The 14,920-nt window shown below is 66.9% G+C and carries 13 protein-coding genes; 8 read left to right on the top strand and 5 right to left on the bottom strand.

Going from position 1 to position 14,920, the window contains the following annotated elements; translation table 11 throughout:
* Positions 1-31: 31 nt before the first annotated feature.
* From gyrA to HIR79_RS11535, 7 genes are all read left to right on the top strand, one after another.
* Positions 32-2,716 (top strand): DNA gyrase subunit A, encoded by a 2,685-nt coding sequence (gene gyrA / locus HIR79_RS11565; RefSeq protein ID WP_169958475.1) that lies wholly within the window; start codon positions 32-34, stop codon positions 2,714-2,716.
* Positions 2,717-2,738: 22 nt separating this feature from the next.
* Positions 2,739-3,857, top strand: coding sequence for a 3-phosphoserine/phosphohydroxythreonine transaminase (gene serC, locus HIR79_RS11560; RefSeq protein WP_169959558.1), 1,119 nt, complete (start codon positions 2,739-2,741; stop codon positions 3,855-3,857).
* A 5-nt stretch (positions 3,858-3,862) separates the two neighbouring features.
* A complete protein-coding gene (gene pheA, locus HIR79_RS11555) occupies positions 3,863-4,954 on the top strand; it encodes a prephenate dehydratase (protein ID WP_169958474.1) in 1,092 nt (363 codons plus the stop codon).
* Between the two features lie 9 nt (positions 4,955-4,963).
* Positions 4,964-7,285 carry a bifunctional prephenate dehydrogenase/3-phosphoshikimate 1-carboxyvinyltransferase gene (locus tag HIR79_RS11550; RefSeq protein ID WP_249322128.1) on the top strand — a complete coding sequence of 774 codons (2,322 nt, stop codon included), beginning with the start codon at positions 4,964-4,966 and terminating at the stop codon, positions 7,283-7,285.
* Positions 7,282-7,980: a (d)CMP kinase gene (cmk, locus tag HIR79_RS11545; protein WP_169958472.1), complete on the top strand. Its 699-nt coding sequence runs from the start codon at positions 7,282-7,284 to the stop codon at positions 7,978-7,980. Before HIR79_RS11550 ends, cmk begins: the two co-directional genes overlap by 4 nt.
* Positions 7,981-8,159: 179 nt before the next feature.
* Positions 8,160-9,836, top strand: a complete 1,677-nt coding sequence (rpsA, locus tag HIR79_RS11540; protein WP_169958471.1) for a 30S ribosomal protein S1 — start codon at positions 8,160-8,162, stop codon at positions 9,834-9,836.
* Between the two features lie 371 nt (positions 9,837-10,207).
* The gene (locus tag HIR79_RS11535) at positions 10,208-10,585 is read left to right on the top strand and encodes a histone-like nucleoid-structuring protein, MvaT/MvaU family (protein WP_169958470.1); all 378 of its coding nucleotides are present in this window, start codon (positions 10,208-10,210) and stop codon (positions 10,583-10,585) included.
* Positions 10,586-10,622: 37 nt separating this feature from the next.
* Here the strand turns inward: HIR79_RS11535 and HIR79_RS11530 are convergent, their stop codons facing one another.
* Positions 10,623-11,447: a helix-turn-helix domain-containing protein gene (locus HIR79_RS11530; RefSeq protein ID WP_169958469.1), complete on the bottom strand. Its 825-nt coding sequence runs from the start codon at positions 11,445-11,447 to the stop codon at positions 10,623-10,625.
* 351 nt (positions 11,448-11,798) lie between these two features.
* On the opposite strand from HIR79_RS11530, the gene HIR79_RS11525 reads away from it, so the two are divergent.
* The gene (locus HIR79_RS11525) at positions 11,799-12,152 is read left to right on the top strand and encodes a hypothetical protein (RefSeq protein WP_249322127.1); all 354 of its coding nucleotides are present in this window, start codon (positions 11,799-11,801) and stop codon (positions 12,150-12,152) included.
* Positions 12,153-12,163: 11 nt separating this feature from the next.
* On the opposite strand, the gene HIR79_RS11520 is transcribed toward HIR79_RS11525, so the two are convergent.
* Genes HIR79_RS11520 through queC form a run of 4 tightly spaced genes read right to left on the bottom strand, consistent with a single transcriptional unit; the run spans position 12,164 to position 14,731 of the window.
* Positions 12,164-12,460 (bottom strand): YkgJ family cysteine cluster protein, encoded by a 297-nt coding sequence (locus tag HIR79_RS11520; protein WP_169958468.1) that lies wholly within the window; start codon positions 12,458-12,460, stop codon positions 12,164-12,166.
* The gene (locus tag HIR79_RS11515) at positions 12,457-13,302 is read right to left on the bottom strand and encodes a 6-carboxytetrahydropterin synthase (protein WP_169958467.1); all 846 of its coding nucleotides are present in this window, start codon (positions 13,300-13,302) and stop codon (positions 12,457-12,459) included. Before HIR79_RS11515 ends, HIR79_RS11520 begins: the two co-directional genes overlap by 4 nt.
* Positions 13,302-13,994 carry a 7-carboxy-7-deazaguanine synthase gene (gene queE / locus HIR79_RS11510; protein WP_169958466.1) on the bottom strand — a complete coding sequence of 231 codons (693 nt, stop codon included), beginning with the start codon at positions 13,992-13,994 and terminating at the stop codon, positions 13,302-13,304. The genes HIR79_RS11515 and queE overlap by 1 nt, the downstream gene beginning before the upstream one ends.
* On the bottom strand, positions 13,994-14,731 hold the full coding sequence (gene queC / locus HIR79_RS11505; protein WP_169958465.1) for a 7-cyano-7-deazaguanine synthase QueC: 738 nt from the start codon (positions 14,729-14,731) through the stop codon (positions 13,994-13,996). Before queC ends, queE begins: the two co-directional genes overlap by 1 nt.
* Positions 14,732-14,920: the final 189 nt, after the last annotated feature.

Raw genomic sequence — 14,920 nt, 5'->3', positions numbered from 1 at the left:
ACCTCTTGCAGTGCAAAGGATTCGACGACCCATGGGTGACATCGCCAGAGAGATTCTGCCAGTCAATATCGAGGACGAGCTCAAGCAGTCGTACCTCGATTACGCGATGAGCGTGATCATCGGCCGGGCACTGCCCGATGTGCGCGATGGCCTGAAGCCGGTACACCGGCGCGTGCTGTTCGCCATGCACGAGCTCGGCAATGACTGGAACAAGCCATACAAGAAGTCGGCCCGCGTAGTGGGCGATGTCATCGGTAAGTACCACCCCCACGGTGACAGCGCCGTCTACGACACCATCGTGCGCATGGCTCAGCACTTCTCCATGCGCCACGTGCTGGTGGATGGCCAGGGCAACTTCGGCTCCATCGACGGCGACAGCGCCGCCGCCATGCGTTACACCGAGGTGCGCATGGCGAAGCTGGCCCACGAGCTGCTGGCCGATCTCGAGAAGGACACCGTCGACTGGGTCGACAACTACGACGGCACCGAGCGCATCCCCGAGGTGCTCCCCACCAAGGTGCCCAACCTGCTGATCAACGGCTCCTCCGGCATCGCCGTGGGCATGGCCACCAATATCCCGCCCCACAACATGGGCGAGGTCATCAGCGCCTGCCTGGCGCTGATCGACGACTACACCCTCACCGTCGACGACCTGATGGAGCATGTGCCGGGCCCGGACTTCCCCACCGGGGCCATCATCAACGGCCGGGCCGGCATCCTCGAGGCCTATCGCACCGGCCGCGGGCGCATCTATGTGCGTGCCTGTCACACCATCGAGCATGACGACAAGAGCGGCCGCGACCACATCATCATCAGCGAGCTGCCCTACCAGGTGAACAAGGCGCGGCTGATCGAGAAGATCGCCGAGCTGGTCAAGGACAAGAAGATCGAGGGCATCGCCGAGCTACGCGACGAGTCCGACAAGGACGGCCTGCGCGTGGTGATCGAGACCAAGCGCGGCGAGTCCGGCGAGGTGGTGGTCAACAACCTCTTCGCCCAGACCCAGCTGCAGACGGTCTTCGGCATCAACATGGTGGCCATCGAGGATGGCCAGCCGAAGATCATGAACCTCAAGGAGATCCTCGAGGCGTTCATTCGTCATCGCCGCGAGGTGGTGACCCGTCGCACCCTGTTCGAGCTGAAGAAGGCCCGCGAGCGCGGCCACATCCTCGAAGGCCTGACCGTCGCGATCTCCAACATCGACGAGGTGATCGAGCTGATCAAGGCCTCGCCGAACGCCGCCGAGGCCAAGGAGAAGCTGCTCGCGCGCAACTGGCCGCCGGGGCAGGTCACGCCCATGCTGGAGCGTGCCGGGGCCACCTCCTGCAAGCCCGAGGAGCTGGAGGAGGGCTTCGGCCTCAACCCCTCGGCCACCGAGTACCGCCTGTCGCCGGCCCAGGCCCAGGCCATCCTCGAGCTGCGCCTGCACCGCCTGACCGGCCTCGAGACCGAGAAGCTGCTCGACGAGTACCTCAATATCCTCGAGAAGATCGCCGAGCTGATGGCGATCCTCGCCTCCAGCGAGCGCCTGCTCGAGGTGATTCGCGAGGAGCTGAACGCCGTGCGCGACCAGTTCGGCGACCCGCGTCGCACCGAGATCCAGGCCAGCCATCTCGACCTCTCCATGGAGGACCTGATCGCCGAGGAGGACATGGTGGTCACGGTCTCCCGCTCCGGCTACGCCAAGACCCAGCCGCTCTCCGACTACCAGGCCCAGCGCCGCGGCGGGCGCGGCAAGTCCGCCACCGCCATGAAGGACGAGGACGTCATCGAGCACCTGCTGGTGGCCTCGACCCACGACACCGTGCTGCTCTTCTCCAACCGCGGCAAGGTCTACTGGCTCAAGGTCTACGAGATGCCGGCGGCCAGCCGCGGCTCGCGGGGCAAGCCGCTGGTCAACATGCTGCCGCTCGACGAGGGCGAGGCGATCAACGCCATCCTGCCGGTGCGCGACTACGACCCGGACCACTACATCTTCTTCGCCACTGCCAAGGGCACGGTGAAGCGCACCAGTCTCGAGCAGTTCTCGCGGCCGCGCAGCGTTGGCCTGATCGCCATCGACCTCGAGGAAGACGATCGCCTGATCGGTGCGGCCATCACCTCTGGCAGCGACCACGTCATGCTGCTGTCGTCCAACGGCAAGGCGATCCGCTTCGAGGAGGGCAACGTCCGCGCCATGGGGCGTACCGCCCGCGGCGTGCGCGGCATGCGCCTGCTCGACGACGCCGAGGTGATCAGCCTGATCATCCCCCAGAGCCAGCTGATCGACGCCGAGGCCGACGTGGAGGGCGAGGGCGAAGCCGAGGCGGAAGCGGGTGTCGCCGTCGAGGCCGGCAACGGCGGCCAGATCTATATCCTGACCGCCTCCGAGAACGGCTACGGCAAGCGCACCCGTCTCGAGGAGTTCCCGCTGCGCGGCCGCGGCGGCCAGGGCGTGATCGCCATGCAGACCAGCGAGCGTAACGGCGCCCTGGTGGCCGCCATGCAGGTCTACTCCACCGACGAGATGATGCTGATCACTGACCGCGGCACCCTGGTGCGCACCCGGGTCGACGAGGTCTCCATCACCTCCCGCAACACCCAGGGCGTGATGCTGATCCGTCTGGGCAACGAAGAGAAACTGGTCAAGACGGTACGGATCGACGAGCCGGAAGAAGCCGGGGCAGACCCCGATTTCGACGGTGACGATGAGCAAGGGGAAGACGATGGGGAATAACGGCAATGGGGGGCTGCCCCCCATTCATCGCCACTACAACTTCTGCGCCGGTCCGGCCGCGCTGCCCACGGCGGTGCTCGAGCGGGCCCGCGACGAGCTGCTCGACTACCACGGCCGTGGTCTGTCGGTGATGGAGATGAGCCACCGCTCGCCGGAGTACGTGGCCATCGCCGAGAAGGCCGAGGCCGACCTGCGCGAGCTGCTGGCCATTCCGGCCAACTACCGGGTGCTCTTCACCCAGGGTGGAGCCACTCAGCAGTTCGCCGCCGTGCCCTACAACCTGCTCGGCCCGGGCGGGCGAGCCAACTTCGTCAACACCGGCATCTGGAGCAAGAAGGCGATCGCCGAGGCGCGCCACCTGTTTGGCGACGTTCACGTGGCGGCTGCCAGCGAGGCCGGCGGCCACCTGGCGGTGCCGCGTCCGGAGGAGATCCTGCTCTCCAGCGATGCGGCCTACCTGCACTACACCGCCAACGAGACCATCGGTGGGCTCGCCTTCGACTACATCCCCGGCAGTGAAGGTGGAGGGCCTCGCCGCCCGGATGGCTCCGAGGCGCCGCTGGTGTGCGACATGTCCTCCAGCATCCTTTCGGGGCCCCTGGATGTCTCGCGGTTCGGCGTGATCTACGCCGGTGCCCAGAAGAACATCGGCCCTGCAGGCCTGGTGGTAGTGATCGTGCGCGATGACCTGCTCGACCGCGCCCGTGCCGACATGCCGTCGCTCTTCGGCTACCAGGCGCTGGCGGAGGCGGGCTCCATGATCAACACCCCGGCCACCTACAGCTGGTACCTGGCCGGGCTGGTGTTCGAGTGGCTCAAGGACGAGGTGGGTGGTTTGGCCGCCATGGAGGCGATCAACGCCCGCAAGGCCGCCAGGCTCTATGCGGCCATCGACGAGAGCGAGCTCTACTCCAACCCCATCGCGGTGGCCAACCGCTCGCGGATGAACGTGCCCTTCGTGCTGGCCGACGCTCGCCTGGATGAGCCGTTCCTGGCCGAGGCCGAGGCGGCGGGGCTGCTCAACCTTCAGGGCCACCGCAGCGTGGGTGGCATGCGTGCCAGCCTCTACAACGCCGTGCCCGAGGCCGCGGTGGAGGCGCTGGTGGAGTTCATGGCCGATTTCGAGAAGAGAAGGGGCTGACGAGCATGAGTGATACCCCCATCGATCTGGAGGCACTGCGCCAGCGCATCGACGCCCTGGACGGCGATATCCTGCGCCTCATCAGCGAGCGCGCCGAATGTGCCCAGCAGGTGGCCCAGGTCAAGACCGCCGAAGACCCCGATACGGTCTTCTATCGGCCCGAGCGCGAGGCCCAGGTGCTGCGCCGGATCATGGCGCTTAACAAGGGGCCGCTGGACAGCGAGGAGGTCGCCAGGCTGTTTCGCGAGATCATGTCTGCCTGCCTGGCGCTGGAGCAGCCCATCAAGGTGGCCTATCTGGGCCCCGAGGGCACCTTCACCCAGCAGGCGGCCCTCAAGCACTTCGGCGAGAGCGCCGTCAGCCTGCCCATGGCGGCCATCGATGAGGTGTTCCGTGAGGTGGAGGCCGGCGCGGTCAACTACGGCGTGGTGCCGGTGGAGAACTCTACCGAAGGGGTGATCAACCACACCCTGGACTCCTTCATGGATTCCGGCCTGCGCATCTGCGGCGAGGTGGTGCTGCGCATCCACCACCATCTGCTGGTGGGCGAGACCACCCGCCAGGACAAGGTCTCGCGCATCTACTCCCACCCCCAGTCCTTCGCCCAGTGCCGCAAGTGGCTCGACGCCCACTACCCTCAGGCCGAGCGGGTACCGGTCTCCTCCAACGCCGAGGCGGCGCGCCTGGTCAAGACCGAGTGGCACAGCGCGGCGATCGCCGGCGACATGGCCGCCAAGCTCTATGGCCTGACCCGGCTCGCCGAGAAGATCGAGGACCGCCCGGACAACTCCACGCGCTTCCTGATCATCGGTCACCAGGACGTGCCCATGTCCGGCGAGGACAAGACCTCCATCGTGGTGGCCATGCGCAACCAGCCGGGTGCGCTGCACGACCTGCTGGAGCCCTTCCATCGCCACCAGATCGACATGACCCGCCTGGAGACCCGCCCCTCGCGCAGCGGGGCGTGGAACTACGTCTTCTTCATCGACTTCAAGGGGCACCGCGACGAGCCCCGGGTCGCCGCGGTCCTCGAGGAGGTGCGCCTGCGCGCCGCCGAGGTGAAGGTGCTCGGTTCCTACCCGATCGGCGTGCTCTGAGGCGTGGTGGTGAGAGTCAATGAACCCCGCCTCCTGATCGTCGGCCTGGGGCTGATCGGCGGCTCCCTGGCCGCGGCCCTTCGCGCCGCCGGCTTCGGGGCGGCTAGAGAGCCTTCCGCCGGCTTCGGGGCGGCTAAGGAGGGCTCTGCCGGCTTTCGGGGCGCCATCCATGCCTGTGATCCGGACCCCGGCGAGATCGCCCGCGGCATCGAGATGGGGCTGATCGACGGCGGCGACACCGAGCTCGCCGCGGTCATCGAGGGCGCCTCCCTGGTGGTGCTGGCGGTGCCGGTGCTGGCGATGCGCAGCGTGATGGGGGAACTGGCCCGGCTGATCGACCGGGCCGCCCCCGACGTGGTGATCACCGATGTGGGCAGCACCAAGGCGACCATCCGCGACTGCGCCCGCGAGGCCTTCGGTTGCGTGCCGCCCCACCTGGTGCTGGGCCACCCCATCGCCGGCTCCGAGAAGAGCGGCGTGGCGGCGGCCAACCCTGAGCTCTATCTGCGCCACAAGGTGATCCTCACTCCGGAGCCCGACACCGACCCGGTGGCGCTTTCCCGGGTGCGCGCCCTGTGGGAGGCGTGCGGGGCCGAGGTGCTGGAGATGGACGTGGTGCGCCATGACCAGGTGCTGGCCCGCACCAGTCACCTGCCGCACCTGCTGGCCTTCTCCCTGGTGGACACCCTGGCGCGCCAGGACGAGCGGTTGGAGATCTTCCGCTATGCCGCCGGGGGCTTTCGCGACTTCACCCGCATCGCCGGCAGCGACCCGGTGATGTGGCGCGACATCTTCGTCGCCAACCGCGAGGCGGTGCTGGCCTCCCTGGACGATTTCGAGGCCGGCCTGGCGCGGATTCGCCAGGCCATCGAACATGGCGACAGCGATGCCATGCTCGCCACCTTCGATCGCGCCCGTCACGCGCGCCACTACTTCGAATCCCTGCTCAACAAGACCAGTTATCAGGCGGAATATCAGATGCAACAGCAAGGCAAGCTGCGCTACCGGGTCGCCCCGGGCGGCACCGTGACCGGCCGCATTCGCGTGCCCGGCGACAAGTCGATCTCCCACCGCTCCATCATGCTCGGGGCGTTGGCCGAGGGGGTCACCGAGGTCAAGGGCTTCCTGGAGGGGGAGGACAGCCTGGCCACCCTGCAGGCGTTCCGCGAGATGGGCGTGGCCATCGAGGGCCCCCACCAGGGGCGCGTGACCATCCACGGCGTCGGCATGCACGGCCTCAAGGCGCCCTCGGGGCCGCTCTACGTGGGCAACGCCGGCACCGCCATGCGCCTGTTTGCCGGGCTCTTGGCCGGCCAGGCCTTCGACACCGAGCTTACCGGCGATACCTCCCTGACCAAGCGCCCCATGGGCCGCGTGGCCGACCCCCTGCGCCTGATGGGGGCGGTGATCGATACCGCCGAGGGTGGTCGTCCGCCGCTGCATATCCACGGCGGCCGCGCGCTCAAGGGCATCACCTACGACATGCCGATGGCCAGCGCCCAGGTGAAGTCCTGCCTGCTGCTGGCCGGTCTCTACGCCGAGGGCGAGACCCGGGTGCGCGAGCCGGCGCCGACCCGCGACCACACAGAGCGCATGCTGGCCGGCTTCGGCTACGAGGTGCACCGCGAGGGAGACACCTGCTGGCTTCAGGGCGGCGGCAAGCTGACCGCCGCGCCCATCGATGTGCCGTCGGACATCTCCTCGGCCACCTTCTTCCTGGTGGCGGCGGCCATCACCCCGGGGGCCGATCTGGTGCTGGAACACGTCGGCATCAACCCGACCCGCATCGGCGTGATCAATATCCTCAGGCTGATGGGCGCCGACCTGCGCCTCGAGAACGAGCGCGAGGTGGGCGGCGAGCCGGTGGCCGACCTGCATATCCGCCATGCCCCGCTCAAGGGCATCGACATTCCCCTCGACCAGGTGCCGCTGGCCATCGATGAGTTTCCGGCGCTCTTTATCGCCGCAGCCAATGCCGAGGGGGTGACCCGCCTGCGCGGGGCCGAGGAGCTTCGCGTCAAGGAGTCCGACCGCCTGCAGGCCATGGCCGACGGCCTGGCCGCCATCGGCGTCGAGCACACGCTGGTCGCCGACGGTATCGATATCGTCGGTGGCGGCAAGGCCGAAGGCCCCAACTATGGCGGCGGGCGCATCGACAGTCTCGAGGATCACCGCATCGCCATGTCCTTTGCCATCGCCGCCCTGCGCGCCGGTGACGAGATCATCATCGACGACTGCGCCAACGTGGCCACCTCCTTCCCCGGCTTCATCGAGTTGGCGCGCAAGGTGGGACTCGTCCTCGAGGAGGAAGCGGCCGAGGAGGGCGCATGACCGTCGCCGAGACTGCCGTGCCGGTACTGACCATCGACGGCCCCGGCGGGGCCGGCAAGGGCACCATCAGCCGCCTGGTCGCCGAGCGGCTGGGCTGGCATCTGCTCGACTCCGGTGCCCTCTACCGCCTCACGGCGCTGGCCGCCGGCAAGCACGGCGTGGCGCTGGATGACGAAGCTGGGCTCGCCCGGGTGGCGGCGGGGCTCGATGTGGTGTTCGTGGCGGAGGCGGAGGCCACCCGCATCCTGCTCGAAGGGGATGACGCCACCGCCACCATCCGCACCGAACAGGTCGGCGATGCCGCCTCGCGGATCGCGGCCCTGCCGGCGGTGCGCGAGGCGCTGCTGGGCCGCCAGCGCGACTTTCGAAAGTCGCCGGGCCTCGTCGCCGACGGCCGCGACATGGGCACGGTGGTATTCACGGAGGCCCCGCTGAAGATCTTCCTCACCGCCAGCGCCGAGGAGAGGGCGCGCCGCCGCCAGCTCCAGTTGCGGGAAGCGGGGGTGGATGCTAGTCTATCGAGTCTTTTGAAGGAGATTCAGGCGCGCGATGCACGCGACATGCAACGCAGCGTGGCCCCGCTCAAGCCGGCAGACGATGCCATCACGCTTGACACCACGCGCCTGACGATACCGGAAGTGGTGGATCGGCTGACGGAACTGCTGACCGAACGAGGTCTGGCGTCCGCCACCTGAAACTCCCTTGCGGCGCCTCCGGCAGCATGTGATGACGTGGCTGGGTAGCGATTCCCGATAGCCGAGCCAGGTCGAACCAGCGCCAACATCTCCGGGGGTTTGGTAAATAAGGCCCGCACTCGCTGGTGGTGCGGAGGAAGCGGCATGACCGCACTTAACGTTGATCACGTAGGAACATCATGAGCGAAAGCTTTGCTGACTTGTTTGAACAATCTCTCCAGGACATCAACATGGAGCCGGGCGCGATCGTCGTGGCTACCATCGTCGACATCGAGGGTGACTGGGTCACCGTCAATGCCGGCCTGAAGTCCGAAGGTCAGATCCCCGCGGCCCAGTTCCGCGACGATAATGGCGAGCTGTCCATCGCCATCGGCGACGAGGTTCACGTCGCTCTGGAAGCCGTCGAAGACGGTTTCGGTGAGACCCGCCTCTCCCGCGAGAAGGCCAAGCGCGCCGAAGCGTGGAAGATCCTGGAAGCTGCCTTCGAGAAGGACGAGATCGTCAAGGGCGTGATCAACGGCAAGGTCAAGGGCGGTTTCACCGTCGATGTCGACTCCATCCGTGCCTTCCTCCCGGGTTCCCTGGTCGACGTGCGTCCGGTGCGCGACACCACGCACCTCGAGAACAAGGAACTCGACTTCAAGGTCATCAAGCTTGACCCGAAGCGCAACAACGTCGTCGTTTCCCGCCGTGCCGTGCTCGAAGCCGAGAACAGCGCCGAGCGTGAGGCCCTGCTCGCCACCCTGCAGGAAGGCCAGCAGATCCTGGGTATCGTCAAGAACCTGACCGACTACGGCGCCTTCGTCGACCTCGGCGGCGTCGACGGCCTGCTGCACATCACCGACATGGCCTGGAAGCGCATCAAGCATCCGAGCGAGATCGTTGCCGTGGGCGACGAGATCAGCGTCAAGGTGCTGAAGTTCGATCGCGAGCGCAACCGCGTCTCCCTGGGTCTCAAGCAGCTGGGCGAAGATCCCTGGGTCAACATCAAGGATCGTTACCCGGAAGGCACCAAGGTGCGTGCCGTCGTCACCAACCTCACCGACTACGGCTGCTTCGCCGAGCTGGAAGAGGGTGTCGAGGGTCTGGTCCACGTCTCCGAGATGGACTGGACCAACAAGAACATCCATCCGTCCAAGGTTGTCCAGGTGGGCGACGATGTGGACGTCATGGTGCTGGATATCGACGAGGAGCGTCGTCGTATCTCCCTGGGCATCAAGCAGTGCACCGCCAACCCGTGGGAGACCTTCAGCTCCCAGTTCAACAAGGGTGACCGCGTTGCCGGTACCATCAAGTCGATCACCGACTTCGGTATCTTCATCGGTCTGGATGGCGGCATCGACGGTCTGGTGCACCTCTCCGACATCTCCTGGACCGAGACCGGCGAAGAGGCCGTGCGTTCCTTCAAGAAGGGTGACGAGGCCGAGGCCGTGATCCTCTCCATCGATCCGGAGCGTGAGCGCATCTCCCTGGGTATCAAGCAGCTGGACACCGATCCGGTCGCCGAGTACCTGGCCGTCAACGACAAGGGCACCATCGTCACCGGCCGCGTGGTCGAGGTCGATGCCAAGCAGGCCCAGGTCGAGCTGGCTACCGATGTCGTCGCCGTGCTCAAGGCCTCCGAGATCAGTGCCGACCGCGTCGAGGATGCTCGCAACGTCCTGAACGAGGGTGACAGCGTCGAGGCTCGCATCATCGGTGTCGACCGCAAGAACCGTCAGATCGCCCTGTCCATCAAGGCCAAGGATCAGGACGAGACGCGTCAGAACCTCAAGAAGCTGCGCGAAGAGAACGTCGAAGTGGGTGGCCCGACCACCATCGGCGACCTCATCAAGCAGCAGATGGGTCAGGACTGATCGGGAAGTTAGTTCCCGACGGACCAGAGACCGCCGCCCTTCGGGGCGGCGGTTTTTTTTAGCGCTGGTGTTTGGCGTGTTGACCGGGTTCGGCGCGCTTTTGTGTTCTTCTCGAGTTGCCGAACAAGATAGTCTCGCGCTCGACGCTCGCAGCGACCCCTTTCTTGAATTCAGGAAACTTGGCTGTTGTACTTCATGGCGAGCGATAATGTCTCGCCGAGTCGCTGCCCGAGGTTTGTTATCACACAGAACCGACAATACTCGAGTTGCGTTGAGTGCTGCTATCATCCAAACTGTTGCAAGTTATAACTCCGCTGTCAGATAATCGTCCACCCGTTGCACCTATCATTTCGAAAGAAGGAAGTCGGATCATGTCCCTGATCAACGAATACATGCAGATGGAACAGCAGCTGAAACAGCTCCAGGCCAATATGGAGAAGCTGCAAAACGACAAGCGCCTGCAGTCGGAGCTCGAGTTCAAGGAGCGCCTCGAGTCGCTGATGCGAGAGTTCGACAAGAGCGCCGCGGACGTGATCGCGCTGCTCAACCCGAAGCCTGCGGCGGCAGCACCCAAGGCCGCCTCCGCGCCGGCAGGGGCGCGTCGCAAGCGCAAGCTGAAGATCTACAAGAACCCGAATACCGGTGAGGTCGTGGAGACTCGCGGTGGCAACCACAAGACCCTGAAGGCGTGGAAGGACGAGCACGGCAGCGATACCGTGGAGTCCTGGCTGGTGCGCGTCGAGGAGTAAGGTGCGATCGCTACGCTTCGGCCTTTAGACGGCGCCCTCAGGGCGCCGTCGTTGTCTGTGGTGACGGCATCAGCGGCAGCTGGAGCTCGAGGGCGTCTCCGTCGGCGATCAGGCGGATCGCTTCTCCACAGTAGTGCTCGCCCAGCGTGGGCAGGGCGTCGGTGAGCAGACTCTCCAGGGCTGTGTTGACGTCGTCGACCGCGGTCAATGACAGGCTGGCAGTGCGCACGCTTGGCAGCGTCACCACCCTCAGTGAGGGCGGCATGGCCAGGCGGTCGGCCAGCCCCGGCGCCAGGACCACCCCCAGGTCGAGCTTGGGCAGCGAGCATGCCTGGCAGGGGTCATGCAGCAGGGCAAGGGACGGCGCGTCCATCGGAATGCCTGACGGCGGCTCTTCCCCCCACAGCATCCGTGGCCATGTCTCGGGCGGCGTCAGCTGTTCCGTGCCGACATAGCAGCGGGTAACCACGGCGGTGCGCGGGGGGAGGGTGTGGAGAGTGGGCTCTAACGTCAGCGCAGGCGGGCGAGAGGCCCTGAGCGCCCTGTGCCGGTTGAGCCGAAACTCCCGGGGGGTCTGGCGATAGCGGCGCTGGAAGGCCCGGCTGAAGGCCGAGTGGTTGGTATAGCCGCAGCGCCTGGCGATCTCGCGCACGCCCCGCGGCGTGAAGGTGAGCAGCCGAGCGGCCTTCTCCAGGCGCAGGCTCTCCCGGTAGGCGCTCGGCGATAGCCCGAAGCACTGACGGAATCGGCGACGTACCTGAGAGCTGGAGTAGCCCAGGCGCGCGGCCAGTTCCTCGAGGCTCTCTCCGCTGGCGAGCGTCTCCTGCAGCCAGATCTCTGCTCGCATCATTTCGTTGAACATGGTCTGGCCCCTTCCTTGCGCGATGGTTCCCGGTGCGGGGCGTCCGTTCATTTTCAGCCTGGCGACGTCTGCAGTCGCTGCGAAAATGATCAGCGCCCTGCCGGCCTGGTTACTTTATGCGGCCTAAGGGTTTGCAAAGGCAAGTTTGGGCAAGCTGTATGCGCGCTGGTGCACAGTCGCGATATCCTGTTGCCGGTCGGGTCGTGGCGCCATCATGGTCCCGGCCCTTCGCCGGGCAGTACGTTGGCGGTATAATAATGACTCGGGACATCGCGCTTATAAGTGGCTGGTTAACGCCCGCCTGATGCGATGTTCATCTCCTCAGCCGTCCCCATGAACGACCGGAAACTGATGAAACAGCAGACCCAGCGCAAACCGATGGACGAGCGTGAGAAACTGCGCAAGTTCCGTGAACTCGATGATGCCTTTGCCGAGGCGCTTCGCGAACTCGATAACCCCGATGGACGGTCAGGGATGCCCGATGCGCCTTCCAAAGTGATCGGGTCTCCACTGGAGGAGCAGGAAGCGCCCCGCCAGAAGAACGTTGAGGAGAATGTCGAGAAGAGCGTCGAGGATAGCTTCGACAAGAACGTCGAGCAGAGCTTCGAGGAGCGACTTCGGGCGCTGATGCAGGAGTATCAGAAGCCCGCCGAGCAGGTGGCCGAGCTGCTGGTGCAGCTCAAGGCGATGGGCCGCATCGTCTGATATCAGGAGCGCTAGCCGGTGGCGCTCTCCAGGGCGGCGATGCGCTCCAGCGCCTGCTCACGGCGTTCGCCGCATAGTGCTGCATCGAAGCCGAAGCGCTCGCATACCGCCGGGCGGCGCGGGTCGCCGAACAGCCGGCACAGATTGTCCTCATCCAGCTGCACGCAGCGCACGCCGGCCGGCTTGCCATCCGGCATGCCGGGAATCGGCGTGCTGATCGAGGGGGCGATGCAGCAGGCGCCGCATCCCGGCCGGCAGGCCGCTGCGCTTGCCGGCGTGTCGTCGGCGGGCGTGGCACCTGCTGTCATGGCGAGGCCTGCGCGATGGCGCCCTTGTCGATCCCCTCGAAGGCCTGCACCCGGGTGGCGCGCCCCGTCTCGCCGGCGATCTGCCGGGCCAGCCAGTCGGCGATCCACTCCACCGTGGTCGGCGTCGGCAGCACCTCACAGCGCTCCCTCGGCAGGCGCAGGAAGAACTGCCCCTGGGCCGTGCGATAGCGGCTGGTCAGCATCTGCTTCCAGGCCGGCTCCTCGTCCGTGACGATATCGGCCTGGTCGACCAGGTAGCGATCCGCGAGCCGCTCTGCCCACTCTCGCTCCAGCTCGGGAACGCGCTTCCCGCCCTGCCAGATATGCAGCCGCGAGCGGTGGCCATGGGCGATGCGCTGGCAGTTGCCGGCGTGGCGCCGCAGGCCATGGCTGTAGGTGTAGGCCGCTCCCTCGATCTCCTCTTCCCGCAGGCGCAGGCGGATATCGCTGACCCGCGGCGGCGGCCGGCGCATCAGCTCCGCCGCCAGGTGGTCGGCCAGCCGCTCGGCGCGGATCTCCCGCCAGGGTAGCAGGGTCAGCGCCTGGCGCGGGGCGCGAAGCTCCATGGGCCAGGGCAGGGTGGTACGCACGCAGAGCCCCTCGCGGCAGTCATGGAGCTCCAGGCCGGGGGCCCGGGTGGGCACCAGCAGGGTATGGTCGGCACCGGCATCCAGGCGCTGCTTGATCCACGGCTTCACCTCGCCGAAGTCGAACAGCATGCCGTCCTCGCCGAGCTCCCCGTCGAGCTCCACGTCCACCTGCCAGCTGGCGCCGACCAGGCCCCGGGTCGGGCACCACCAGGAGACGTCAAGCTGGGTCAGGCGGTTGACGAATAGCGTCATCAGTCGATCCCCGTAATCTTGTGGGTCTGCAGCGACAGGCGCCACTGCGGGTGGGCGAGGCAGTAGGCGACGCTGGCGGCCATGGTGTCGGTCGTCGCAACGGCGATGGCGTCGTTCGCCGGGGTGGCAGGTCGCCCGCCGGCCCCGGTGTCCATGGGCTGCAGGAAGAAGTGGTCGAAGTCGAGCCGGGCGAAGCGCGCCGGCGGGGCCTCAGGTTGTGGGTAGACCAGCTTCAGCTCGTTGCCCGCGGTGATGGCGAGCTCCGTCGCCCCCTTGGGGCTGACGCAGAGCCAGTCGATACCGGCGGGGGCGGGCAGGGTGCCGTTGGTTTCCACGGCGACCTCGAAGCCCTGCTCATGCATCGCCTGGATCAGCGCCTCGTCGAGCTGCAGCAGAGGCTCGCCGCCGGTGAAGACCACATAGGGCGTGGCGCCTCTCACGCTCGGGCCGTCCTGCGCAGGCCAGAGCGCCGTCAGGTGCTCGGCCAGGGACGCAGCATCCGCGAAGCGCCCGCCGTTCTGGCCGTCGGTGCCGAGGAAGTCGGTATCGCAGAAGGTGCAGGCGGCACTCGCCCGGTCCGACTCCCGGCCGGACCAGAGGTTGCAGCCGGTGAAGCGGCAGAAGACGCTGGCGCGCCCGGCCTGTCCGCCCTCGCCCTGCAGGGTATAGAAGGCCTCCTTGACGTGGTACATCAGGCCTCCTGATCGGGCTGCGGTGAGGCGTCGGTGGCGGTGTCGGGCCGCTCCGAATAGCCCAGGGGGTCGATCGCCCCGTTGGCGGCAAAGGCCGCCAGGCGCTCGCGGCAGCTGCCGCAGCGCCCGCAGGCAAGCCGCCCACCCCGATAGCAGGTCCAGGTCTGGCCGTAGTCGAGCCCCATGGCCAGGCCATCGGCGAGGATCTCGGCCTTGCTGGCGCGCAGGTAGGGGGCGTGGATCTCGACGGGTTCGAAGTTGGCGATGCCAGCCACGGCGTTCATGCGCTCCACGAACTCGGGGCGGCAGTCGGGGTAGAGCACGTGATCCCCGCCGTGGGCGCCGTAGTCGACCCGGCCGGCGCCGATGTTCACCGCCTTGGCGATGGCGAGCGCCAGCAGGATCATGTTGCGGTTGGGCACCACCGTGGCGCTGAGGTTCTCCTCGCCGTAGTCGCCCTCGGGCAGCTCGCGGCCGGCGTCGGTGAGCGCCGAGCCATCGATCAGGCCGTGAATGGCGCGGATGTCCACCACCTGGTGAGGCACGCCGAGTTCGCGGCAGACGCGCTCGGCCACCTCGAGCTCACGGGCGTGGCGCTGGCCGTAGTCGAAGGAGAGGGCGTGGACGTCGAGCCCCTCGCGCAGCGCGCGGTGCAGCACGGTGTAGGAGTCCATGCCGCCGGAGTAGATCACCACGGTGGTGCGGTCGGCCGCCGTGGGGGAAGCAGGAAGGGTCATGGGTCAGCTCTGGTCGGAGAATTTGTGGGGCCGTGGGTGCGGCAGTCCGGGGTCCGGTCCGGTGGCGCGCAGTGTACGCAAATCGACACTTTCTGGCCAGATTCGGCGGCAATTGCTAGACTTTCGCGCCTTCCCATCCCCCTGCACGCCGGAGCGCTTCTGCCCCGGCTGCCATCGTCCTGACAACGG

The organism is Halomonas sp. PGE1, from assembly GCF_013000985.1.
Taxonomy (GTDB): domain Bacteria; phylum Pseudomonadota; class Gammaproteobacteria; order Pseudomonadales; family Halomonadaceae; genus Halomonas; species Halomonas alkalicola.
This window is presented reverse-complemented; position numbering and strand designations above follow the sequence as displayed.

Coding starts and splice junctions, on each gene's coding strand:
- HIR79_RS11535 (WP_169958470.1), top strand. CDS start 10,208: ATGTCCCTGATCAACGAATACATGCAGATGGAACAGCAGCTGAAACAG.
- HIR79_RS11525 (WP_249322127.1), top strand. CDS start 11,799: ATGAAACAGCAGACCCAGCGCAAACCGATGGACGAGCGTGAGAAACTG.
- pheA (WP_169958474.1), top strand. CDS start 3,863: ATGAGTGATACCCCCATCGATCTGGAGGCACTGCGCCAGCGCATCGAC.
- cmk (WP_169958472.1), top strand. CDS start 7,282: ATGACCGTCGCCGAGACTGCCGTGCCGGTACTGACCATCGACGGCCCC.
- queE (WP_169958466.1), bottom strand. CDS start 13,994: ATGTACCACGTCAAGGAGGCCTTCTATACCCTGCAGGGCGAGGGCGGA.
- HIR79_RS11515 (WP_169958467.1), bottom strand. CDS start 13,302: ATGACGCTATTCGTCAACCGCCTGACCCAGCTTGACGTCTCCTGGTGG.
- HIR79_RS11530 (WP_169958469.1), bottom strand. CDS start 11,447: ATGTTCAACGAAATGATGCGAGCAGAGATCTGGCTGCAGGAGACGCTC.
- rpsA (WP_169958471.1), top strand. CDS start 8,160: ATGAGCGAAAGCTTTGCTGACTTGTTTGAACAATCTCTCCAGGACATC.
- queC (WP_169958465.1), bottom strand. CDS start 14,731: ATGACCCTTCCTGCTTCCCCCACGGCGGCCGACCGCACCACCGTGGTG.
- gyrA (WP_169958475.1), top strand. CDS start 32: ATGGGTGACATCGCCAGAGAGATTCTGCCAGTCAATATCGAGGACGAG.
- HIR79_RS11520 (WP_169958468.1), bottom strand. CDS start 12,460: ATGACAGCAGGTGCCACGCCCGCCGACGACACGCCGGCAAGCGCAGCG.